Below are 22,008 nucleotides of genomic sequence, written 5' to 3'. Positions count from 1 at the left end.
CGTCCGTACTGGTGGGGGAGCCATGCGCCGAGCGGTCGCTGCCGTCGTCCTGTCCCTGGTCGCCTCGAGCGGAGCCGCCCTGGCGGGCACGCTCGAGACCGGTGGCGCGAGCCGGGCGGCCGCTGCGCCCGGTCCGCCGGCTGCCAAGCACGTGTCCCGGGGGTACGGCGACGCGCCGGTCCGGCTCGCGTACCGCCAGGAGGGGACGATCACCTTCCAGGCGTCCCGCGGCGACGAGGTCGTCCTCAGCGCGCGGAGCAAGTACTCCAGGTCGTGCCGGGGGCTCGTGACCCTGACGGACCGCCGCGGGGCGCGGGCCGAGAAGCGGACCTACCAGTCCCGGGTGTTCCGGGTGCGGACGACGGGCCGGGCGACGTTCCGGTTCCGGCCCACGGCCCGCTGCGGCTCGGAGGACGACCCCGTCCTGATCCGGCTGATGAAGGTGCGCGGACACAGGATCGCCGTCGACGGGAAGCCCGTCCGGCTCCGGAAGCCCCGGCCCGGCTTCTACGACGTGGCGTGGATCCGGGTGCCCCGCACCGGACGGGTCAGGCTGACCGGGCGCAACGCCGGTGGGCGCCAGATCGACGCCGACCTCATGCTCGTGGGCGACGAGCTGAGCGGCCTGGACGACGACGGCGTGTCGGTGGAGCACGGGCTGCCGCTCAACCGCCTGCCGTGGGACTACACCGACGACGACCACCCGGCGCTGCGCCACGGCACGCGCGTCGGTCTCACCTTCCGTTCCCGTGCCCGGGTCGAGGCGCTCAGCGCGCTCACCCACACCGTCGAGCTCGACGGCCCGCCGGTGACCTTGGCGTCGGGAGGTGGACGCGAGCACGTGCTGACCGTCCGGCTCCCCGAGGGGGTGGAGACCTACCTGGACGCCGAGACGGAGTGGTGGGCGCCGGGATTCCAGTACTGGCTCGCCGACGGACCCGGCTACCCGGCGAAGGCGGGCACGTACCGCCTGGTGGTGGCCAGCCGCGCGGACGCGCCGTACGCGGAGCGCTCCCTGCGTGTGCGCGCCTACCGGGACGCCCCCGACCTGGTGGTGGGTGGACCTCCGGTGCGTCTGGAGTCGGCCGAGCCGGGACAGAGGTTCCGGATGCGGGTGCTGGCGAGCGCGGCCGGGGCGGTCCGGCTCGCCGCCAGTGACGTGACCGTCCAGGGAGGTGGCTGGTTCGCGGGGGTCTCTCGTACCTGTGGCCGCGACTGCTACGGCGGGGTCTCCGTCAACCAGGAGAACCCCGTGGCGACCGGCGCCGTGGTCGACCCCGCGCACGCCAGGGCCGAGCTGGTCCTCGAGCACGGCGCCAGTGGCGGCGTCACCCTGACCTTGACGCCTGAGCCGAGCTGAAGACGCGGAACGCAGAGGCTGGGGAACGAGAAAACCCCCGCGACCTGGTGGTCGGCGGGGGCCTCTCGTCTTGCGCGCCCGTAGGGATTCGAACCCCAAACCTTCTGATCCGTAGTCAGATGCTCTATCCGTTGAGCTACGGGCGCCCGTCCTGGCACGCACTCGAGGCGCGTGACAACGACTGGTAGAGAGTAGCCGATCAGCCGGGCGGTCGCGAAATCAGGAGGTCTCGCGCAGCCGGATCACGACGTCTCGCGCAGCTCGTGGAGCATGCCCTCGGTGTCGCTCCACACCGAGGCGAGGATCGTCCGGCCGGCCGCGAGCAGGTCGGCGATCTGCGGGCTGGCGGCGGCGTACGTGACCGCCACGCCCTGCCGGGAGGCGGTCACCAGGCCGGCGCGGCGCAGCACCGAGAGCTGCTGGGAGAGGTTCGAGGCCTCGATGCCGATCTCCGCGAGCAGCTCCTTCACCTGTCGGGGGCGCTCGGCCAGGAGCTCGAGCACGCGGACCCGCGTGGGGTGTCCCAGCGTGCGGAAGAGGTCGGCCTTGGCCTCGTAGAGTGGTACTGCCATGATGCGCTGACCTCCTTCGGGGGTAGTCTCATCAGCGTGCAGACTACATGAGTTGCAAAACTCTTCAACTAGGATGCAGGCAGACGCAGCACCAGTCGAAACGGCCCAGCGGGTCGAGTGATTCCGACCCGGGCGAAGAGTCCGGGGTCCAGCACTTCCACAGGTAGGGAGCAAGGCACGATGGCAGACGTTGAGGCAGCCCTGGACGCAGCCGGGCTGACGAACCAGCACGTCCGTGACTACGTGAAGTACTACGCGGAGCTGACGGGCGCCGAGCGCGTCGAGGTCGTCACCGCGGCCGACGACGACCGGCTGCTGGCCGAGGCCGTCGAAGCCGGCGAGCTGATGCCCGCCGGCGAGGACCGCTACTACTCCCGCAGCTACTACAAGGACACGGCGCGCTCCGAGGAGCGCACCATCGTGGCCACCAACGACCCCAAGGACAAGGGCGTCTACAACAACTGGCGCCCCGCCTCGGAGATGAAGCCGATGCTGGAGGACCGCATGCGCGGCGCCTCGGCCGGCAAGACGATGTACGTCGTCCCCTACCTGATGGCGCCTCCCGGCAACGAGCTCGCCCCGTGGGCGGCCGGTGTCGAGCTGACCGACACCCGCACGGTCGTGCTGCACATGATCCGGATGGCCCGCGTGGGCGTCGAGTTCGTCAACGACCTCGAGGACCAGAACAGCTTCGTCCGCGCCGTCCACGTGACCGGCGACCTGGAGAACCTCGGCCAGGGCACCCCGGAGGACCAGCGCTACTTCGTCACCGTCGGTGACGAGCGCACGATCCTGCACTTCGGCTCGTCGTACGGCGGCAACGCGCTGCTCGGCAAGATCGCCCACGGCCTGCGCCAGGGGGCCTACGACGGCTGGGCCTCGAAGAAGTTCCTCGCCGAGCAGTACATGCTCATCGGGATCACCGACAACGAGACCGGCAAGACGTACCACATCTGCGGTGGCTTCCCGAGCGCCTCGGGCAAGACCAACCTGGCGATGATGCTGGCGCCCGACGCCCTGGGTGACCGCTACACCGTCCACTTCTACGGCGACGACATCGCGTGGCTGTGGGTGGACGAGAAGACCGGCAAGCTCATGGGCATGAACCCGGAGTACGGCGTCTTCGGTGTCGCCAAGGACACCAACGAGATCACGAACCCGACCGCGCTCAAGTCGGTCGAGCCGGGCACCAAGACGATCTTCACCAACGTCGCCTACAACCCGACCACCCAGGAGGTCTGGTGGGAGGGCCGCACGCCCGAGCCGCCGGCCGACGTCGAGGGCTGGCTGGACTGGAAGGGCAACCCGATCTCGGAGCGCTCCGAGGCCGAGCGCAACGAGCCGTGGGCGCACCCGAACAGCCGCTTCACCACGACGCTGGACAACGTCCCGAACATCGCGCCCGACTACAACGCCGCCCCCGGCGTGCCGATCGACGCGATCATCTTCGGTGGCCGCACCCGTGACCGCGAGCCGCTGATCCGTGCGGTCCGCGACCTGGCCGAGGGCGTCTACGACGGCCTCACCCTGGGCGCCGAGGCGACCTTCGCCGCCGAGGGTGTCGAGGGCCAGCTGCGCTACGACCCGATGTCGAACCGGCCGTTCATGGCCTACGGCGAGGGCGACTACGCCCAGCACTACCTCGACGTGGTGGGCGCGGCCAAGGACCAGCCGATCTTCGCGCACGTCAACTGGTTCCAGCGCGACCCGGAGGACGGCCACTTCCTGTGGCCCGGATACCGGGAGAACCTGCGCCCGCTGCTGTGGCTGCTGCAGCTCAAGAACGGCGAGGTCGAGGGCAACCAGACCCCGGTCGGCATCATCCCGACCGAGGAGGAGCTCAACCTCGAGGGTCTCGAGCTGCCGGAGGAGGACCTCCACCGGATCCTCACCATCGACAACGCGCGCTGGCGTCAGGAGATGGGCTTCCGCGAGGAGCACCTCAAGCAGTTCGACCGGATGCCCGAGGCGATCTGGGAGGCCCACCGCCGCGTGGCCGCCGCGCTGGAGGCGGACAAGAGCTGAGCGTGGGCTGAGCCCCACCGCACGCTGACGGTCCCCCGTCTCCCGACCGACCACCTCCGGGTGGCTGGTCGTGGAGGCGGGGGACCATCCCATTTGCGCAAACTGCTGACAGGGGTGGATCGATCCAATAGGAGCCTCACCCCGCGAGCATCTAGCCTCTGGGCACCCATCCGCCGGGCAACGCTGCCGGGCGCTCAGAAGCCCGACCGACATCTGCTCGCACGCGAGAGGGACAGCATGACTGCCACGATCGACACTCCTGGGTCTGTGCCCACGACCGCCGGCTCGGCCGGCGCCCCCACCAGCCACCCGGGGATCCTGGCCTGGGTCGAGGAGGTCGCCGCCCTGACCAAGCCGGCCGACATCCACTGGTGCACCGGCTCCGACGAGGAGTGGGACCAGCTCACCCGGGCCCTGGAGGGCACGGGCACCTTCACCCGGCTCAACCCGGAGCTGAAGCCGAACTCCTTCCACGCCGCCTCCGACCCCACCGACGTGGCCCGGGTCGAGGACCGCACCTACATCTGCTCCGTCGAGGAGCGGGACGCGGGACCCACCAACAACTGGATGGATCCCGAGCAGATGAAGGAGCTCATGCGCGGGCTCTACGACGGCTGCATGGCCGGCCGCACGATGTACGTCATCCCGTTCGTGATGGGTCACCTGGACGCCGAGAAGCCGATGTTCGGCGTGGAGGTCACCGACTCCGCGTACGTCACCGTCTCGATGCGCGTGATGGCCCGGATGGGCACCGACGTGCTGCGCCGGATGGAGGAGCTGCAGGCCGCAGGCGAGGACGTGGCCTGGGTGCCGGCGCTGCACTCGGTCGGGATGCCGCTGGCCGAGGGCCAGGCGGACGTGGCGTGGCCGTGCAACGACACCAAGTACATCGTCCAGTTCCCCGAGGAGCGGATGATCTGGAGCTTCGGCTCCGGGTACGGCGGCAACGCGCTGCTGGGCAAGAAGTGCTACGCCCTGCGGATCGCCTCGGCGATGGCCCGCGACGAGGGCTGGATGGCCGAGCACATGCTCATCCTCAAGCTCACCAGCCCCGCGGGGGTGACCAAGTACGTCGCGGCCGCCTTCCCGAGTGCCTGCGGCAAGACCAACCTGGCGATGCTCCAGCCCACCATCCCCGGCTGGAACGTCGAGGCGATCGGCGACGACATCGCCTGGATGCGGATCGGCGAGGACGGTCGCCTGTGGGCGGTCAACCCCGAGTTCGGCTTCTTCGGTGTCGCCCCGGGCACCAACGAGCACACCAACCCGAACGCGATGAAGACGATCAACAAGGGCAGCTCGGTCTTCACCAACGTCGCGCTCACCGAGGACGGCGACGTCTGGTGGGAGGGCCTGGAGAACCCGCCGGCCAAGGCGACCTCCTGGAAGGGCGAGCCGTGGACGCCGGAGATCGGTGCCGCCACCGGCGAGCTCTCCAGCCACGCCAACAGCCGCTACTGCACCCCGATCAAGCAGTGCGACATCCTCGCCGCCGAGTACGACGACCCCCGCGGCGTGCCGATCGACGCGATCCTCTTCGGTGGCCGCCGCCGCACCACCATCCCGCTGGTGACCGAGGCCCGTGACTGGACCCACGGCACGTTCATGGGCGCCACCCTCTCCTCGGAGACCACAGCGGCCGCGGTCGGCGCGGTCGGCGTGGTGCGCCGCGACCCGATGGCGATGCTGCCGTTCATCGGCTACAACGCCGGGGACTACTTCGGCCACTGGATCTCCATGGGCAAGGAGAACGACGAGTCCAAGCTGCCCCGGATCTTCTACGTCAACTGGTTCCGCCGCGACGCCGAGTCCGGCGACTTCCTGTGGCCGGGCTTCGGCGAGAACAGCCGCGTGCTCAAGTGGGTCATCGACCGGCTCGAGGGCCAGGCCGCCGCGGTGGAGACGCCGATCGGCCACGTGCCGGCGCCGGGCTCGCTCGACGTCGAGGGCCTCGACCTGAGCGACGACCAGCTGGCTGCCGCGCTGGCCGTCGACGTGGAGGAGTGGAAGGCGGAGATCCCGCAGATCCAGGAGTGGTTCGAGAAGTTCGGCGACGACCTGCCCGCCGTCCTGTGGACCGAGCTGGACACCCTGCGCGCCCGCCTGGACGCCTGAGCCACCCAGCCCGCGACGTCGCCGCCGCCCCTGACCCGCGCGGGTCGAGGGCGGCGGCCGTACCGGGTCCGTGCAAGGATTCCGCCCAGAGCGCCGGAGCAGGGAGGAGCGCGTCGTGTCGCAGTTCGGACCCGAGGACCGTGAGCTCTTCGAGCGGATCGCCACCGACCTCTACGACGCCATCGTCTCCCGCGGCGGGATCGCCGCCTCCGACCAGCTGGTCGCGGGCGAGGAGGGCAAGGCCGCCCTCGACCTGCTCCGCCGGATCGGGCTGGTGGTCAACGACGAGGGACGGTGGGTGCCGGTCGACCCGTCGACGGTCTCCTCGACCGTGGTGGCCCCGATGGGCCAGGAGGGCGCCGAGCTGATCTCGGAGTCGGCGCGGTGGGCGCAGGCCTTCAACGCGCTGGGGCACCTGTGGCGCAACGCTCCGGGATCGGCGCGCGGCCTCTTCACCGAGGTGCGCGGAGAGGCGATCAACCCCTTCATCGCCTCGGTCGTCGCCGACGCCGAGTTCGAGCTGCTCACCGCCCAGCCGCAGTTCGGGCGGAACGCCCCGACGCTGGCCGCGGCCACGCAGCGCGACACCGACGCCCTGGACCGCGGCGTGCGGATGCGCACGCTCTACCAGCACTCGGCCAGGCGGCACTCCGCCACCCACAAGTACGTCGCCGCCGTCTCCCGGCGGGGCGCCGAGGTGCGCACCCTCGACGAGTTCTTCAACCGGCTGATCGTGGTGGACCGGCGGCTTGCGGTGATCCCCGGCCACGAGGGCCTGGCGGTGGCGCTGGCCATCCGCGAGCCGTCCCTGGTGGCCTATCTGGTCGACATGTTCGAGCGCACCTGGGAGCGGGCCCGCCCGTTCACCCAGCGCGAGACCTCGATGAGCAGGGACGTCGCCGCGGAGCAGCGGGCGATGACCATCAGGATGCTGATCGCCGGGTACGCCGACCCGGCGAGCGCCAAGCGGCTCGGCGTCAGCCCGCGCACCTACGCCGGCTACGTGGCGGACCTCAAGCAGGAGTACGACGCCCAGACCCGGTTCCAGCTGGGCTACGCGATGGGCCGGCTCGGCGTCTCCGGCCACGAGGACCCGGTCGACCCCGAGAACGGATGAAGGCAGCGACCAGAGGTCGCTGCCTTCATCCGTGGTGCGGGACCAGCCGAGTGGCTTTCACCGGGGCTCGGCGGGGGGACCCGAGCATCCCGGCCCCGCAGTCGGTGGGGTGGTGTCAGCGGCCGATGGAGTAGCCCCAGCTGGTGTCGCGGGCCTGCGCGGGGGCGGCGGTCGCGCCGAGGCCGAGGAAGCCGGCAACGAGGGCGATGGCGGTCAGTCGGAGCATCTTCTTCTGCATGGTCACACCTTCCGGGTCGGGGTCATGGGGACCCTCTCAGGAAGATTCTGCGCGTCCGTCCGAACATTCGTCAGTCGATGTGCCGTGCATCTTTGTGCACTGCAGTGACCTGCAATCGGCTCCGGGGTTGACGCGAGGCGCCCCGGGCGGGTCCCGAGCGGGCTCCGGACGGTCGAGCGGGGCCGTGACGGTTACCCGGAAACGGTACGGAAATGGGTTCGGGCCCCGTGCGCATCGCACGAGGCCCGAACACGCTGGCGGAGGCGGAGGGATTTGAACCCTCGATGGGGTTGTAGCCCCAAACCCGCTTAGCAGGCGGGCGCCATAGACCGGACTAGGCGACGCCTCCTTGCAGCGAGGACAGGCTACTAGGCCCGCCGCCGTGTGCCGAATCAGCCCCACGGGTCGGCACGTCGCGCCCGTCCGGGCACCCGCGGCCGGTCAGGACCCGCCGGGTGCGCCGACGCCGTGCCCGCGCTGGAGGTGCTCCACCACGTCGCGGGCGAAGGCGTCCTTGTCGGCGTTGAGCACGTCGGCCGGGATCGTGGTGGTGCGCCCGTCGCGGAGGCGGATCACCACGCACGGCGACCCGTGGCGGTGGGTGGTCACCACGTCCTCCACGTCCCGCCACCGGGCGCCGGACACGCCGGCGCCGCGGACCCGGCGTACCTCGTAGCCCTCGTCGCGCAGCCGCACCACCCAGCCGTTGCTCCACGCCATCAGCGTGACCAGGGCGACCAGCACCAGCAGGACCGGGACGAGCAGGACCATCGTGTGCAGGCTCAGCACGGCCACGCCGACGGTCGCGAGCGCGATCAGCACCGCCGAGGCGATGAGGGCGACGCCGAGCATGCGGGCGGTGAGAGCGGGGGAGAAGCGGTAGTCGGAGGCCACATGACGATTGAACAAGATGACCCGAAGTGACTACGACCCGGGCCTTGCCCAGGCCAGGTGAGCCCAGTCACACTGGTCGCTCAGGTCACGTTCCATGGGGGAGGAGCGCTCCGTGAGCACCGCAGCCGGCGACCCGCCGGGCTCCGTGTCCGACGAGGGAGCCACGTCAGAGGTCGGAGCCGTCCCGGGAGAGGTGCATCTGCGCCGCCTCGAGCACGCCCTGACCTCCCGACGCGCCAGCACCCCGCTCGAGGTCTGGCGCTGGGCGGTGCTCCAGCGGATGGTGACGGTCCGCGAGCTGCTCGTCCAGGAGTCGGACCAGCCGGCCGACTGGACCTCGGCCCGCGACTCCCGGTCCCTGCGGGAGCGGAACCGGCTGCTCGGCCGGATGAGCGAGCTGCGGTTCCGGATGATGGGCGACCCCGACGTCGACCGGGCGGGCTACGAGATGCGCCGGCTGGTGGCCGAGATCCGCGAGCACCTCGTCCGGGGCAAGGCCTGCGGGCCCGAGGACCGGGGAGAGGCCGCCCGGCCCGAGTGATCTCCTAGACTGCTCGCACGCGCGGCTGGCCGCGCGTGGAGGGGTGCCGGAGTGGCCGATCGGAACCGCCTTGAAAGCGGTCGTAGGGAGACCTACCGCGGGTTCGAATCCCGCCCCCTCTGCCACGCGGGACCGCCTGGAACAGGCAGCAGGAACGGCGCGAGGGCGCCCGCGGCTCGCGGACGCCCTCGGCGCGGTGCATCGGTCGGCATCAGCCGTCCGGGAGGACTCAGTCCTCGTCCTCGTCGTCCTCGATGGTCGCCTCGTCGAGGAAGTCGGCAGCGATCCGCAGCAGCTGTCCGGCCACCTCGGGGTCGATGCCCCCGATCATGATCTTCAGGCCCAGGTCCGCGGTCGGGTCCAGGTCCCAGTCGTCGTCGGCCGGCGGCGTCGTGGACAGGTCCACCAGCTCCAGGTGGATGCCCGACCGGGTGCCGCTCACGGTGGCGTCGTGCACGGTCTCCTCGTCGGCGATCAGCTGCGCGGCGACGCTGAGGGTTGCGTCCTCTTCAGTGCTCATGGGTCTCCCTAGGGGTCGGCTGGTCCGAGCCTAACCCTCGGGCGTCGTCGTCCGGCGCCGGTGTGCCCCCGTGCCTCCGGTGTGCCGCCCGGGTGGTGAGCTCTCCCGCGGGTCCCGGCCTAGAGTCGCCCCCATGAGCTCCTGGTTCGCCTCCCCGGCCGACGCCGTACGACGCCTCGGTGAGGTCGGCTACCTGGCCGACCAGCCGACCGGCACCACCACCTTCCTGACCGGCGCCCTGGAGAAGCCGTTGCTGCTGGAGGGACCGGCGGGCGTGGGCAAGACCGAGCTGGCCAAGGCGGTCGCGACGGCGTGCGGCGCCGAGCTGGTGCGGCTCCAGTGCTACGAGGGGCTGGACGAGGCCCGCGCGCTCTACGAGTGGAACTACAAGAAGCAGCTGCTCCGGATCCAGGCCACCGACACCGCGGCCCAGGGGTGGGAGCAGACGCACGACGACATCTTCACCGACGAGTTCCTGCTGACCCGCCCGCTGCTCACCGCGATCCGGCGCGAGGAGCCCACCGTCCTGCTGATCGACGAGGTGGACAAGACCGACGTCGAGGTCGAGGGCCTGCTCCTGGAGGTGCTCTCGGACTTCCAGGTGACCATCCCCGAGCTCGGCACCGTCGTCGCGACCCGCCGGCCCTTCGTGGTCCTGACCTCGAACGCGACCCGCGAGCTCTCCGAGGCGGTCAAGCGGCGCTGCCTCTACCTCCACCTCGACTACCCCGACCTGGAGCGGGAGCTGGAGATCGTGCGCAGCCGGGTGCCGGACCTGGCGGAGAAGGTCGCCCGCCAGCTCGTCGACACCGTGGTCCGGCTGCGCGACCTGGACCTGAAGAAGGCGCCGTCCATCGCCGAGTCGATCGACTGGGCCCGCACCCTGGTGGCGCTGGAGATCGGCGACCTGGACGAGGCCACGGTCGACGCCACCCTGGGGGCGGTGCTCAAGCACCGCTCCGACCAGGAGCGCGCCGTGCGCGAGCTCAAGCTGCGCAGGTGAGCGCGGGTGACGCCACCCAGGACCCGGTGCAGGACCCGGCGCAGGACCAGGAGGAGCGGCCGTGGCCGCCGCTGAGCCCGGCGCACCCACCACGTCGGGGCTGCTCGACCGCCACGTCGCCTTCCTGGACGCGCTGCGGGCAGCCGGCATGCCGGTCTCGCTGTCGGAGGGCCTGGACGCGATCGACGCGGTCTCGGCCCTGAGCTGGGACGACCGGGAGACGGTGCGCACGGCGTACGCCGCCACGCTGGTCAAGCGCCAGCTCCAGCGGCCCACCTTCGACGCCACCTTCGACCTCTTCTTCCCCCGGCTGCTGGGCGAGGGCGTCGCCACCGAGGAGCTGGCCGACGAGCACGGCATCCGGGACTCGGCCACCGCGCTCGAGGACCTGCGCGAGCGGCTGGCGGAGGCCCTCCTGCCGCCGTCCGAGCAGCCCGAGGAGCGCCCGGGGAAGCCCGGTGAGCCGGGGGAGCCGGGGCAGCAGGACGGGCAGGCCGAGTCGCTGCAGCAGCTGGCCACCGAGGCGGTCGGCCGATTCGGCCAGATGCCGGGGCGGGCCCCCGGGCGCTCGGGCTGGTCGGCGTACAACACCCTGCGCCGGGTGGCGCCCGGCGAGCTCGCCGAGCAGCTGGAGGCGGCCCTGCGCGCCCGGGGGCGCACCGACGAGGAGGCCCGCGCCGGCGCGGCGCGGCGGATCGCGGAGTTCTCCGCTCTGGTGGAGGCCGACGCCCGGCGCCGGATCGCCGTCGACCGCCCGCCGGGCGAGATCGCCCGGATCACCCTGCGGCCCACCATCGACCGGCTCGACTTCACCAGCGCCCGCAAGGCCGACCTGGAGGAGATGCGGCGCCAGCTCTACCCGCTCTCGCGTCGGCTCGCCAGCCGGCTGACCAAGGAGCAGCACGCCCGGCGCCGCGGTCCGCTGGACTTCCGGCGGACCGTCCGCGCCTCGATCTCGACCGGCGGGGTGCCGCTCACCACGCACCACCGGCCCAAGCGACCGCACCGCACGGAGCTGGTCGTGCTCTGCGACGTGAGCGGCTCGGTGGCCAGCTTCGCGCAGTTCACGCTGATGCTCGTCTTCGCCCTGCGCGAGCAGTTCTCCAAGGTGCGCGCCTTCACCTTCGTCGACGAGGTGCACGAGGTGACCGACGTCTTCAACCCCGGCGCAGACCCGGGGGAGGTGATGGCGCAGGTCGCGGCGCGCGCCCAGCACGCCGCGAGGTTCGGCCGGACCAACTACGGGCAGGCCTTCTCGCTGTTCGCGCAGCGGCACGCCGACGCGCTGGGACCCAAGGCCTCGCTGCTCGTGCTCGGCGACGCCCGGTCCAACTACAGCGACCTGGGCGAGGGTCACCTGCGCGAGCTGGTGGCCGCCTGCCGCAACGCCTGGTGGCTCAACCCCGAGCACCCCCGCCAGTGGGGCGCCGGCGACTCGGCCGCCCCGGTCTACGGGTCGATCGTGCCGATGGTGGAGTGCCGCAACCTGGTCCAGCTCGAGCAGTTCGTGCACGACCTGGTCTGAGCGCCGCCCGCGCGCCGGCGCGGTCGGCGGGTCAGGCGAGGAAGCCCAGCTCGCGGATCCGGGTCACCTCGGCCACCAGGTCGGGGTGGGTGGCGGCGTCCGCGGCTCGTCCGGCCACCACCACTGCCGGCTCGTCCTCGGTGCCGGTGCAGTCCAGGACCACGGTCAGCCGGTTCTCCACCCCCTGGTTGACCAGGGTGCCGAGCAGCGCGACCGGGTCCGAGCGGTCCTCCAGGGAGAGCACCCGGCAGGTGGGCGGCACCACCGGCACCTGGGCCGCCGGTGCCTTGACCGCGATCACCTGGTCGATCACGAACTTGGTGGACCGGCCCTGCGCGGCGATCTCGGCGGCGGTCGTGCCGCCCTGACCCGTGCCGACGAGCAGCACCCGGGGGTCCTCGGAGTGGGCGACGGCCCGCTCGATCGCCTTGACCACCTGGCGGGCGTACATGGAGTGGTCTCCGCTGACCAGCCGCACCCCGCTGCCGGGGCCGGCGCCACCGCGGGGTCCGTCCAGATAGGCGATGAAGCGGCTCTCGCCGACCTCCTGGACCATCACGGCGGCGTCGACGGCCACGAGGGCGCGCATGAGGTCGGTGATGCTCGACGGAGGGCTCCCCTCGCCCAGGGGGGTCACCTCGGCGTCGTGCGGCTCGTCGCGCTGCGTCTCGGTCACCCAGGCGCCCACGGAGTCCCGCAGCGCCGAGGCGGCGTCGGAGGCGAAGGGCTGCACGCCCAGGGCGCGCAGGCCGCCGCGGGCGGCGAGGGTGCCCCGCTCCCCGGTGAGCGCGGCCGCGGTGAGCATCGAGCGCATCTGCAGCCCGTCCAGGAGGCCGCCGCCGCCCTGCACGTGCTCCATCAGCTCGGGGTTGCTCTCGGCCAGGTGGCTCAGGTACGCCGCAACCCCTTCGCGGTCCAGCGCGTCGGTCTCGATCAGGCCGGCGGAGACGATCGCCCCGCCGAGCGCGACCTCGGGCGCCAGGTAGCCGATGGCGCGTCCGGCGATCGAGCCCAGCGTCTGGTACGCCGCCAGCTGCAGCTCGTCGATCCACCGGTAGGTCAGCACGGTGGCACGCACCACCAGGGCGTCGGCGTCGAGCTCGACGGAGCGGGTCAGCAGCCCGTGCTTGCCGGTCGTCGCGGCCCGGATCTCCTCCTCGGCCTCGGCGAAGGTGGCTGGCGAGAGCGGGGCGGAGGCGGCGACGTCCTCGTCGGCCAGGATGGCGGCGCCGAGGCGGGCCCGGGTGCGCAGGTCGTCCCCGGAGGAGTCGAAGAGGTCGGCCAGCGCCAGCATCTGGTGGTACTTGTCGGCGTTGACCGCCGCGTCGTTGCCGTGCTCCAGCGCCGGGGCCTGCGCCGCGCCGTCCACGTGCGGGATCTGGTCGCGCATCTCGTTCATGCGCTCACCTCCGCGAGCACCGGCGCCAGCGTGGTGGCGAGCTCGTCCGGGGCGACCCGGCGCAGCTCCAGCCGGGGCTCCTGGTCGGTGTGCCGGGGAAGCAGGGCGTGCCAGCCGTCGGCGAGCAGGGTCCAGGAGACCACGCCGACGGGCGTCGTCCGGTCGACGCCGACCCGGGCCGCCAGGACGCGCAGCCGGCCCTGCGCCTCGCCGTGCAGCGCCGCCAGGGCGGTGGCCGCGGTGGCGTCGTCCAGCGGGACGTCGTCGGCCCCCTTGACCGCGCCGCTGCGCTGGGCCACCAGCACCGGGACGAGGTCGGTGCGCCTGGCCTTGACCGCCTCGCCGACCGCGTCGACCAGCGTGTACGGCACGGAGAGGAGCTCCGGGACCGCGGAGTCCTGGAGCCGCAGGTCCTCCGGGGGCACCGGCACCCGGGCCAGCTCGGAGGCCCACTGGTCGGCGGCGAACCAGGAGAGCTCGAAGACCACCCCGTCGACGGTGCCCAGCGTGGCCACGGCACCGCCCGCCTCCCGGTGCCAGGACTTGACCCGGGTGCCGCCGGCGGAGAGGTCGATCTCCAGCGCGAGCTCGGGGGTGGCCAGCAGGCCGACCGCGCCCAGGACGCCCGGCTCGGCACCGCCGGGGCCCAGCAGCCCTCGCCGCGACAGCGTCTCGGCCGGGTCGTGCAGGGCGGCCAGGGCCGCGGCGTAGGCGGCGTCCTCGGTGGAGGCGGTGCTCGTGCCGAGGCGCGCGTCGAGGGCGTGCGTCGCCGCCGAGGTGGGCTCGTCGAAGGGCAGCGGCGCGCCGCCGGCGGCCGTCGCGAGCAGCCTCAGCTCGGGCAGGGTGACCGCGATCCTGCGGGGCAGGCCCTCCAGGACCAGGGGAGTCGGGGCGGGCGGCGGTGCGGTCAGGTCGACGGTCACCATGTCGTGGTCCCTCCAGGGGGTCCGAGGTGCGGGGTCGTACGGCGTGCTCGCACGGCCGCGGGTGGGCGTGGGGTCATCGTCGGGTCACAGCCCCGGAAGCTCGACGTCGAGCCAGTCCTTGTGCCCGCTGGGCGGCGGCACGAAGGCGACCAGGACGGCGTCCTCGGGCTCCGGCTCAGCACCGGGTCGGGCGGCCTCCAGGGTCTCGACCCGGCTCTGGGCGTCGGCGACCAGCGAGGCGACCTTGCGCTCGATCACGACGATCGAGTCCTGGCGGTGGTCCACCTCGTGCACGTGCCGGCTGAGCGACTCCGCGGCGTTCTCGTGCAGGCCGGCGGCCTCGCGCAGGTGGGCGGCCCGCTCCTTGATCCTCAGCCGCATCGCCTCGGCCGCACGGCCGCGCCACGGCACGCTCTCGGCCTGGGCGACCAGGCGGTCGGCGGTCTGGCGGAGCTCCACGGCCTGCTCGCGCAGCTGTCCCACGCGCCGGCGCATGGCTGCCGTCTCGCCGTACATCGGACCCCTTTCCGTGCTCACCGAGGATTACCCCGATCCGAGGGGGGCAAACACCGGGCACATCATTGCAGGAGTCATGGCAGGAGCCACCCTGCCAGGAGCCACCGTCGGCCCGGGGACCAGGCGACCGGGGACCGGGAGACCGGTGATCAGGAGATCTGCTCGGGGGCCATGCAGATCGTGGCGTTGGACTCGACCCCGACCGTCTCCGGGGACTTCTTCGCCCCGCGCAGGCTCGTGAAGCCGTCGCCGACCACCACCACCACGCCGGGACCGAGGTCGGGGCCCTCGACGACCCGCGCGTTGCGGAAGTGCGAGCCGACCAGCTGGACCGCGGGGTTGTTCTTGTTCTTGGCCCAGATCTGCACGCCCTTGACCGAGGTGCCCTCCGGGGCGTTCCCCGTGTCGGCGGGCACGAACCCCCGCGTGACCAGCAGGCTCAGCGTCTTGGAGGCCAGGCCGTTGCGCTTGCTGGCGTTGTAGACGCTCACCGCGACCATGTCGGGGCTGACCAGGGTGCCCTTGGAGACCGAGGTGTCGGTGCACACCGGCACCTCCACCGACTGCGGCAGCGGCCGGGTGAGCGAGCTCCAGCCCCACATCACCGAGCCGAGCAGCAGCACCACCAGCGCGGTCAGGGTCAGGGCGGAGCGGATCCGGGCGGTCATCCGGTGCTCGTCATCTCGTGCACCCGGGCGTGCAGCACGTTGCGCTGGTGCAGGGCTGCGCGCAGGGCCCGGTGCAGGCCGTCCTCGAGGTACAGATCGCCCTCCCAGGACACGACGTGGGCGAACAGGTCTCCGAAGAACGTGGAGTCCTCGTCGAGCAGCGCGACCAGGTGGAGCGTGTCCTTGGTGGTGACCAGCTGGTCCAGCCGGACCTGGCTCGGGGGGATGGCAGCCCAGTCACGGGAGGAGAGCCCGTGCTCGGGGTAGGGCCTGCCGTCGCCCACACGCTTGAAGATCACGTCGCGACTATAACGACGCCACCTGGCGGGCGGTCCAGGAAGCGACCGCCCACCGGCTACATCACCGGGTCCGTCCACGCCAGCTGGACGACCTCGGTGCCCCGGTCGCGGGTGACCAGGCGGGCCCGGCCCGGCTCCGCCTGCTGAGGCCGCACGTTGCCGATCAGCACGCCCTCGTCGCGGGGACCCGAGAGCATGATGCCGGGCATCGCCAGGTCGCGCATCGACTGGATGATCGGGTCGTAGAGCGCCCGGGAGGCGCCGCCGGCCCGGCGTGCGACCACCACGTGCAGGCCGACGTCCCGGGCCTGGGCCATCAACGGCTGCAGCACCTGCGCGGGCGAGCTCTGCGAGGTGGCGACCAGGTCGTAGTCGTCGATCACCACGAAGACCTCGGCACCCGTCCACCAGGTGCGGGTCCGCAGCTGCTCGGGCGTCACGTCCGGGCCGGGTAGACGGTTCTGCAGGTACGCGGCCAGGTCCTGGAGCGCCGGAGCGGCCTGGGTCGCGCTGGTCAGGTAGTTGAGCAGGTACTCCTCGGGGACCTCGCCGAGGAGGGCACGACGGAAGTCGACGACCACGATCTGGGCCTCGGCCGGGGTCCGGGTGCGCATGATCTCCTGGACGTAGTTGCGCAGCAGGGCGCTCTTGCCCGACTGGCCGTCGCCGAAGACCAGCAGGTGCGGCTCGGCCTCCGGGTCGAGGGTGGCCGGGGCCAGCTCCTTCTCGTTGATGCCGAGGATGAGCTCGCGGCCGAGCTGGTCGCGCCGCTTCGCCTCGTCCCGGATCGACTCCAGGGTGATGTGCTCGGGGAGCAGACGCAGCTTGGGGCCCGTGGGGCCCCGCCAGGCCGCGATGGAGCGCGCGACCAGGTCGTCGACGCCCGCGCCGAGGGTGTCGGCCTCGGCCCGCCCGTCGATCCGCGGGAGGGTGGCGAGGAAGTGCAGCTTGCCCGGCACCAGGCCGCGGCCCGGGCGGCCCACGGGGACCAGCGCCGCGACCTTGCGGTCGATCTCGGAGTCGAGCGGGTCACCGAGGCGCAGCTCGAGGCGGGAGCCGAGGATGTCGCGCATCGCGGCCCGGAAGTCCGCCCAGCGGGCGGACGCGGTGACCAGGTGCAGGCCGAAGGTGAGACCGCGGCCGGCGAGCTGCTGGATCTCCATCTCCAGGTCGTCGAACTCCGCGCGCAGCGTGCCCCAGCCGTCGATCACCAGGTAGACGTCGCCGTACCCGTCGTCGGCCGTGCCCTGGGCGCGCCGGGTGCGGTAGGTCTCGATAGAGTCGATGCCCTGCTCGCGGAAGTAGCTCTCGCGGCGGTCGACGATGCCGCTGACCTCCGCCATGATCCGGCGGACGACGTCGGGCTCGGCCCGGGTGCCGACACCGGAGACGTGCGGCAGGCGGGCCAGCGGGGCGAAGGTGCCGCCGCCGAAGTCCATGACGAAGAACTGCGACTCCAGCGGGGTGGTGGTCAGCGACAGGCTGGTCACGATGGAGCGGAGCAGGGTGCTCTTGCCGGTGCGCGGGCCGCCGACGACGGCGACGTGCCCGGCGGCGCCGGCCAGGTTCAGGGTGAGCGTGTCGCGACGCTGCTCCCGCGGGCGGTCGATCGTGCCCAGCGGGACGATCAGGCCCTTGGCGGCTCGCCAGTGCGGCGAGACCAGGCCCAGCTGCGGGTCCTCGACCAGGTCCGGCATCAGCTCGTCCAGCGTGTCCGGCACGTCGAGCGGCGGCAGCCACACCTGGTGGGCGGGCGAGCCGTGCCCGACCATCCGGGAGACCGCGACGTCGAGCATCGAGGGGGCTTCGCCCTGCTGCTTGGCCGCGGGCGCCTCCTCCTGGGCCTCGGGCTCGGGCTCGAGGGTCTGCACCTCGGCGATGGAGAACGGCAGGATGCCGCGCACCATGCCGCCCTCGTCGCGGATCACCCGGCTGCGGCCGGGCGGGGGACCGGAGACGTACGCCGCCTTGAACCGCAGCAGGGTGGACTGGTCCGGCTTGAGGTAGCCCAGACCGGGGACGGCCGGCAGCTCGTAGGCGTCCGGCACCCCCAGCACCGTGCGCGACTCGCCGGCGGAGAAGGTGCGCAGACCGACCCGGTAGGACAGGTGCGACTCCAGGCCGCGGAGCCGGCCCTCCTCGAGCCGCTGCGAGGCCAGCAGCAGGTGGATGCCCATGGATCGACCGAGCCGGCCGATGGCCACGAACAGGTCGATGAACTCCGGCTTGGCGGTGAGCATCTCGGAGAACTCGTCGACGCAGATGAACAGCGACGGCAGCGGGGCGAGGTCCTCCCCGGCGGCGCGTGCCTTCTCGTAGTCGCGGATGGAGGCGTAGTTGCCCGCAGCCCGGAGCAGCTCCTGGCGCCGCACCATCTCGCCGGACAGCGCGTCCTGCATGCGGTCGACGAGGGTGAGCTCCTCGGAGAGGTTGGTGATGACCGCGGAGACGTGCGGCATGTGCGACATGCCGGCGAAGGTGGCGCCGCCCTTGAAGTCGACGAGCACCATGTTGAGCTGCTCGGGCGGGTGGGTCATCGCCAGGCCGAGGACCAGGGTGCGGAGGAACTCCGACTTGCCCGAGCCGGTCGCGCCGATCACCAGACCGTGCGGGCCCATGCCCTGCTGCGCGGACTCCTTGATGTCCATGTGCACCAGGGAGCCGCCGTCGCCCAGGCCGATCGGCACCCGGAGCCGGTCGCGGGCCGGGCGCGGACGCCAGGCCGCGGTGGGGTCGAAGCTGTGCACGTCACCCATGCCGAGCAGCTCCATGAAGTCCGCCGGCCCGGTGATGTCTGCGCTGGCCTCGGTGGTCCCGGAGGAGACGACGTGCAACGGCGCCAGCCGCCGGGCGAACGCCTCCGCGGTGGCCAGGTCGCACTGGTCGACCAGCGCCTTGACCGGCTCCGCGCGCAGCCGGATCGCCAGCACCGGGCACTTCCCCTGCTGCTGGGGGGCCTCGGTCAGCTGCAGGCGCAGCCGGCTGGAGTCCTCCAGCTCGTCCCACCGGGTGGGCAGGTCGAGCAGGGTGACGCCGTGCAGGCCGTCCGGCGGGACGACGTGGTTGCCGGGCGGCAGGTGGCCTCCGTCGATCACCAGCAGGATGTGCGGGGTGGCAGGGCGCTCGTCGGCCCCGAACCGCGGACGCTCGCTGAGGTCGGGCGGCAGCAGCGCGCCGAGGTCGTCGAGCGAGGTGCCCACCATCCGCATGGGTCCCACGGCGTCGGACTCGCGCGCGCTCTGGGCGTGCGGGAGCCACTTGACCCAGTCCCAGTGGGCCAGGTTCGCCTCGGAGGTCAGCACCGCGACGATCAGCTGCTCGGGGTTGTGGAAGGCGGTGGCGGAGCAGATCAGCGCGCGAGCCAGCGAGCGCGACTCCTCCTCGGGGCCGCAGACCTCGACGCGGTCGAAGGCGCGCAGGTCCAGCGAGGCGGGCAGGTTGGGCTGGGTGCGGTGCACCACGAGGAGACGGTGCAGGGCCGAGGCGGCCGCCGGGTCCACCTGGTCGATCGGCGCGCTCTCCGGCGGCACGAGGTCCAGGGAGAGCGGCTGGGCGCAGAGGCCGTAGCGCACGTGCAGGTAGTGCGGGTCGCCCGTCCCGTTCTCCCAGATCCGGGTCCGCTCCTCGGCCAGCGAGGGCAGGGCGCTCGGGTCGGGGTGGCGCCAGGTGAGGGCCCGCCGCTGCTGGGCGGCGGCCTCCCGGGCCAGCTTGCGCACACCGGAGAGGTAGCGCAGGTACTCGGTGCGCGAGCCGGTCACCTGCTGGGCGCGCTGCTTCCGCTGGCGGTCGATCTGGACGACGATGAAGCCCAGGGTGGCGAAGAGGAACATGCCGGCGGCCAGGAAGCTGCGGCCGCGGCCGGCGCCGCCGCCGCCCATGGTGGCCACCAGCACGATCGAGCCGAGGCTGCCCAGCATCGGGATGGCGTTCATCAGGACGCCGGAGGCGCCCTCGTGGTCCTGCAGGGACGGTGGGGGCTGCAGGACGATCTGGCCCGTGGGCATCTCCGGCTCGTCGAGTCTGTGCCCGTTGCGCAGTGCGGTGCTCACACGTCCCCCTCCAGGACCAGCGGCTGGTCGCGGATGATGATAGGCGGAGGGACCGACCGTGCGACTACCCTCGGGGTCGACGTGGCGAGGTGAGGGGGCAGGGTGTCGGAGACTGGTGCCGTGCAGGGCCGTGGGACCTTGGCGCTCAGCGTGCACGGACCTCTGGGCGTCCTGGACCTGGTGGTGCCTGCGGGCGCGACCGCGCACGACGTCGCGCGGGCCTACGCGACCGAGTCCGGCCTGCCCTCGATCCCACTGGTCCAGACCGCCCTGGGCGAGCTGGTCGTGGCAGACCGGCCACTGCGCGAGGCCGGGCTCGAGTCGGGCGACGTCCTGGTGGCGGTCACCGGCTTCCACCGGGGCGGCGCACGGTCCCGCAAGCGCACCGTGGCCGATGTCTCGGGCGAGGTCGCCCCGCTGGCCGTGGTCGCGACCACCGCAGCCGCGCTGAGCGCCGTGCTGGCCGGCTGGTTCGCCTCGTACGCCGCCTTCGACGACCTGCGCTGGCTGGTCGCCGCGCTCCTGCTCGGCACCGGCCTCGTCGCCGCGCTGCCCCTCGGGCGGGTCACCCGGCACCGCAACGTCGCCGCGCCCTCCTTCGCGGTGGGGGCGACGTACGCCGCGTTCGCCGCCGAGGGCTTCTACCAGGCGCCCGCGGTGGCGGCGGCCTGCGCGCTCGGCGCCGCGGCCCTGGCGGCGATCGCCCGCGCCCTGGGCGACGACCGGGACGAGGAGCTGGTCGTGTGGATGGTCGCGGGCGCGGTGGTGGCCGCGGTCTGCGCCTCGGTCCTCCTCCTCGAGCTGGACGCGGTGGTGGCCTGGTCGCTGCTGGTGCTGCTGGCCATGCTCGCCACCCGGGTCGCGCCGTCGCTGGCGATCGACGTGCCCGACGACGCGCTGCTGGAGCTGGACCGGCTGGCGGTGACCGCCTGGTCGGCGCGGGAGCAGCCGCGCGGGCGCCGAGGCCGGATGATCGTGCCCGAGCCGGTGGTGCGCGACCTGGTGGCGCGGGGGACCAGGACGGTGACGGCCGCCGCGGCCGCCGTGCTGGTGGTGCTGGGAGTGGCCGCTCCGCAGCTGGTGGCCTCGGCCAGCGTCGACCTCGACGTGATCGGGGCCCGCTGCCTGCTCTTCTTCGCCGGTGGCGCGATCCTGCTGGCCGCCCGCAGCTACCGGCACGCCGGAGCTCGCGCCCTGCTGCGGCTGGCCGGCCTGTGGTGCTGGGCGGTCCTCCTGTTCGACGTGCTGTCGGCGGCGGGGCCGTCGTGGCGCCTCGGCGTCTTCGCCGGGGCGCTGGCGCTGGGGCTCATCTCCCTCGCCGCGGCGGTGGCGACCGGCCGGGGCTGGCGCTCGGTGTGGTGGGCCCGGCGGGCCGAGGTCGCGGAGACGCTCTGCGGCTCGTTCGGCATCGCCGCCACGGTGGTGGCCTCGGGTCTGTTCAGATTCTTCTGGGAAATGAACTCGTGAGGTGTTTAGCCCGACCCGGCCCGGGTAGATGCTGCCTTGTCCGGGGGCAGGGTATTCCTCCGGGAAACCCGGTGGCACCAGTCACGTCAACGTACTCCGCGGCACTCGGCCGCTGAGGGGGAAGGAACAACATGTCTGAAGCAGGTCTCACAGCGGCCGAACGGGCCCTCAGCAAGGCGGCGGACTCGGTTGAGACCGCTCGCAACGACGTCACCCAGCGCTGCAGCCAGCTGAGCGGCCAGATCGACGCGATCGGTGCCAAGTGGGGCGGCCAGGGCGCGGTCGCGTTCCGCCAGCTGCACGCGGCGTGGCAGGAGAAGCAGACCAAGATCGTCCGCGCGCTCGACGACTTCTCGGAGTCGCTGCGGCAGACCGAGAAGGACAACGTCGCCACCGACGAGGCGCGAGCCCAAGCGTCCTCCAACCTGATGAACCGCCTCGGCTGACGCCGGCCTGACCCCTAGGAGAATGACTATGTCTTTCGATGGAATCCGCGTCGACCACGGCGCCCTCGACCAGGCCTCCGCGGACCTGGTGAATGCCGCCAAGAGGATCGAGACCCGCCTCAACGACCTCGAGAACGAGCTCTCGCCCCTCGCGTCCGACTGGACCGGTTCGGCCAAGGAGAGCTACCGCCAGGCGAAGCAGACCTGGGACAACGCCATGTCCGAGATGATCGTGCTGCTCCAGCAGGTCGGGGGCGCGGTGCAGTCCTCCAACGACGAGTACCGGGCCGCTGACGCCCGCGGCGCCAACCGGTTCAGCTGAACCGAC

Annotated in this window: 20 protein-coding genes and 3 tRNA genes; 11 read left to right on the top strand and 12 right to left on the bottom strand. The window is 72.4% G+C overall.

The window, feature by feature from the left end:
- The first annotated feature begins 22 nt into the window (after positions 1-22).
- A complete protein-coding gene (locus tag H8838_RS18380) occupies positions 23-1,360 on the top strand; it encodes a hypothetical protein (protein WP_185994394.1) in 1,338 nt (445 codons plus the stop codon).
- Positions 1,361-1,433: 73 nt separating this feature from the next.
- On the opposite strand, the gene H8838_RS18375 is transcribed toward H8838_RS18380, so the two are convergent.
- Together H8838_RS18375 and H8838_RS18370 are read right to left on the bottom strand one after the other, a co-directional pair.
- Positions 1,434-1,506: transfer RNA gene (locus H8838_RS18375), tRNA-Arg, on the bottom strand.
- Positions 1,507-1,602: 96 nt separating this feature from the next.
- Positions 1,603-1,932 (bottom strand): ArsR/SmtB family transcription factor, encoded by a 330-nt coding sequence (locus tag H8838_RS18370; RefSeq protein WP_181312063.1) that lies wholly within the window; start codon positions 1,930-1,932, stop codon positions 1,603-1,605.
- Positions 1,933-2,112: 180 nt separating this feature from the next.
- Between H8838_RS18370 and H8838_RS18365 the strand changes: the two genes are divergently transcribed.
- From H8838_RS18365 to H8838_RS18355, 3 genes are all read left to right on the top strand, one after another.
- A complete protein-coding gene (locus H8838_RS18365) occupies positions 2,113-3,957 on the top strand; it encodes a phosphoenolpyruvate carboxykinase (GTP) (RefSeq protein WP_181312062.1) in 1,845 nt (614 codons plus the stop codon).
- 237 nt (positions 3,958-4,194) lie between these two features.
- Entirely contained in the window at positions 4,195-6,072 is a 1,878-nt protein-coding gene (locus H8838_RS18360; RefSeq protein ID WP_185994395.1) for a phosphoenolpyruvate carboxykinase (GTP), read from the top strand.
- A gap of 115 nt (positions 6,073-6,187) precedes the next feature.
- Positions 6,188-7,189, top strand: a complete 1,002-nt coding sequence (locus tag H8838_RS18355; protein WP_185994396.1) for a phospholipase D-like domain-containing protein — start codon at positions 6,188-6,190, stop codon at positions 7,187-7,189.
- Positions 7,190-7,304: 115 nt separating this feature from the next.
- On the opposite strand, the gene H8838_RS20245 is transcribed toward H8838_RS18355, so the two are convergent.
- From H8838_RS20245 to H8838_RS18345, 3 genes are all read right to left on the bottom strand, one after another.
- Positions 7,305-7,427: a hypothetical protein gene (locus H8838_RS20245; RefSeq protein WP_258236647.1), complete on the bottom strand. Its 123-nt coding sequence runs from the start codon at positions 7,425-7,427 to the stop codon at positions 7,305-7,307.
- A gap of 255 nt (positions 7,428-7,682) precedes the next feature.
- Positions 7,683-7,776, bottom strand: a tRNA-Ser gene (locus H8838_RS18350).
- Positions 7,777-7,868: 92 nt separating this feature from the next.
- Positions 7,869-8,321, bottom strand: coding sequence for a hypothetical protein (locus tag H8838_RS18345; protein WP_181312059.1), 453 nt, complete (start codon positions 8,319-8,321; stop codon positions 7,869-7,871).
- Between the two features lie 112 nt (positions 8,322-8,433).
- Between H8838_RS18345 and H8838_RS18340 the strand changes: the two genes are divergently transcribed.
- Both H8838_RS18340 and H8838_RS18335 read left to right on the top strand, forming a co-directional pair.
- On the top strand, positions 8,434-8,862 hold the full coding sequence (locus H8838_RS18340) for a hypothetical protein (protein WP_181312058.1): 429 nt from the start codon (positions 8,434-8,436) through the stop codon (positions 8,860-8,862).
- A 37-nt stretch (positions 8,863-8,899) separates the two neighbouring features.
- Positions 8,900-8,987: transfer RNA gene (locus tag H8838_RS18335), tRNA-Ser, on the top strand.
- A gap of 104 nt (positions 8,988-9,091) precedes the next feature.
- On the opposite strand, the gene H8838_RS18330 is transcribed toward H8838_RS18335, so the two are convergent.
- The gene (locus H8838_RS18330; RefSeq protein WP_181312057.1) at positions 9,092-9,382 is read right to left on the bottom strand and encodes a hypothetical protein; all 291 of its coding nucleotides are present in this window, start codon (positions 9,380-9,382) and stop codon (positions 9,092-9,094) included.
- A gap of 133 nt (positions 9,383-9,515) precedes the next feature.
- Between H8838_RS18330 and H8838_RS18325 the strand changes: the two genes are divergently transcribed.
- Complete coding sequence (locus H8838_RS18325) at positions 9,516-10,385, top strand: AAA family ATPase (protein WP_181312056.1); 870 nt, start codon at positions 9,516-9,518, stop codon at positions 10,383-10,385.
- 61 nt (positions 10,386-10,446) lie between these two features.
- Entirely contained in the window at positions 10,447-11,910 is a 1,464-nt protein-coding gene (locus H8838_RS18320; protein ID WP_224766251.1) for a vWA domain-containing protein, read from the top strand.
- Between the two features lie 31 nt (positions 11,911-11,941).
- Here the strand turns inward: H8838_RS18320 and H8838_RS18315 are convergent, their stop codons facing one another.
- The 6 genes from H8838_RS18315 to eccCa form a co-directional block, all read right to left on the bottom strand.
- The gene (locus H8838_RS18315; RefSeq protein ID WP_181312055.1) at positions 11,942-13,309 is read right to left on the bottom strand and encodes a hypothetical protein; all 1,368 of its coding nucleotides are present in this window, start codon (positions 13,307-13,309) and stop codon (positions 11,942-11,944) included.
- Positions 13,306-14,235, bottom strand: a complete 930-nt coding sequence (locus H8838_RS18310; RefSeq protein ID WP_181312054.1) for a hypothetical protein — start codon at positions 14,233-14,235, stop codon at positions 13,306-13,308. The genes H8838_RS18315 and H8838_RS18310 overlap by 4 nt, the downstream gene beginning before the upstream one ends.
- Before the next feature lie 84 nt (positions 14,236-14,319).
- Positions 14,320-14,751, bottom strand: coding sequence for a hypothetical protein (locus tag H8838_RS18305; protein WP_185994397.1), 432 nt, complete (start codon positions 14,749-14,751; stop codon positions 14,320-14,322).
- Positions 14,752-14,900: 149 nt separating this feature from the next.
- Complete coding sequence (locus H8838_RS18300; protein WP_181312052.1) at positions 14,901-15,419, bottom strand: LytR C-terminal domain-containing protein; 519 nt, start codon at positions 15,417-15,419, stop codon at positions 14,901-14,903.
- Positions 15,416-15,718, bottom strand: a complete 303-nt coding sequence (locus H8838_RS18295) for a type II toxin-antitoxin system VapB family antitoxin (protein ID WP_181312051.1) — start codon at positions 15,716-15,718, stop codon at positions 15,416-15,418. Before H8838_RS18295 ends, H8838_RS18300 begins: the two co-directional genes overlap by 4 nt.
- 56 nt (positions 15,719-15,774) lie before the next feature.
- Complete coding sequence (eccCa, locus tag H8838_RS18290) at positions 15,775-19,767, bottom strand: type VII secretion protein EccCa (RefSeq protein WP_224766250.1); 3,993 nt, start codon at positions 19,765-19,767, stop codon at positions 15,775-15,777.
- A 120-nt stretch (positions 19,768-19,887) separates the two neighbouring features.
- On the opposite strand from eccCa, the gene H8838_RS18285 reads away from it, so the two are divergent.
- The 3 genes from H8838_RS18285 (at position 19,888) to H8838_RS18275 (ending at position 22,002) form a co-directional block, all read left to right on the top strand.
- Positions 19,888-21,234, top strand: a complete 1,347-nt coding sequence (locus H8838_RS18285) for a hypothetical protein (protein ID WP_185994398.1) — start codon at positions 19,888-19,890, stop codon at positions 21,232-21,234.
- A gap of 131 nt (positions 21,235-21,365) precedes the next feature.
- Entirely contained in the window at positions 21,366-21,680 is a 315-nt protein-coding gene (locus H8838_RS18280; RefSeq protein WP_181312049.1) for a WXG100 family type VII secretion target, read from the top strand.
- A gap of 28 nt (positions 21,681-21,708) precedes the next feature.
- Entirely contained in the window at positions 21,709-22,002 is a 294-nt protein-coding gene (locus H8838_RS18275) for a WXG100 family type VII secretion target (RefSeq protein ID WP_181312048.1), read from the top strand.
- The last annotated feature ends 6 nt before the right edge of the window (positions 22,003-22,008 follow it).

Source organism: Nocardioides campestrisoli (genome assembly GCF_013624435.2).
GTDB classification, from domain to species: Bacteria; Actinomycetota; Actinomycetes; order Propionibacteriales; family Nocardioidaceae; genus Nocardioides; species Nocardioides campestrisoli.
This window is presented reverse-complemented; position numbering and strand designations above follow the sequence as displayed.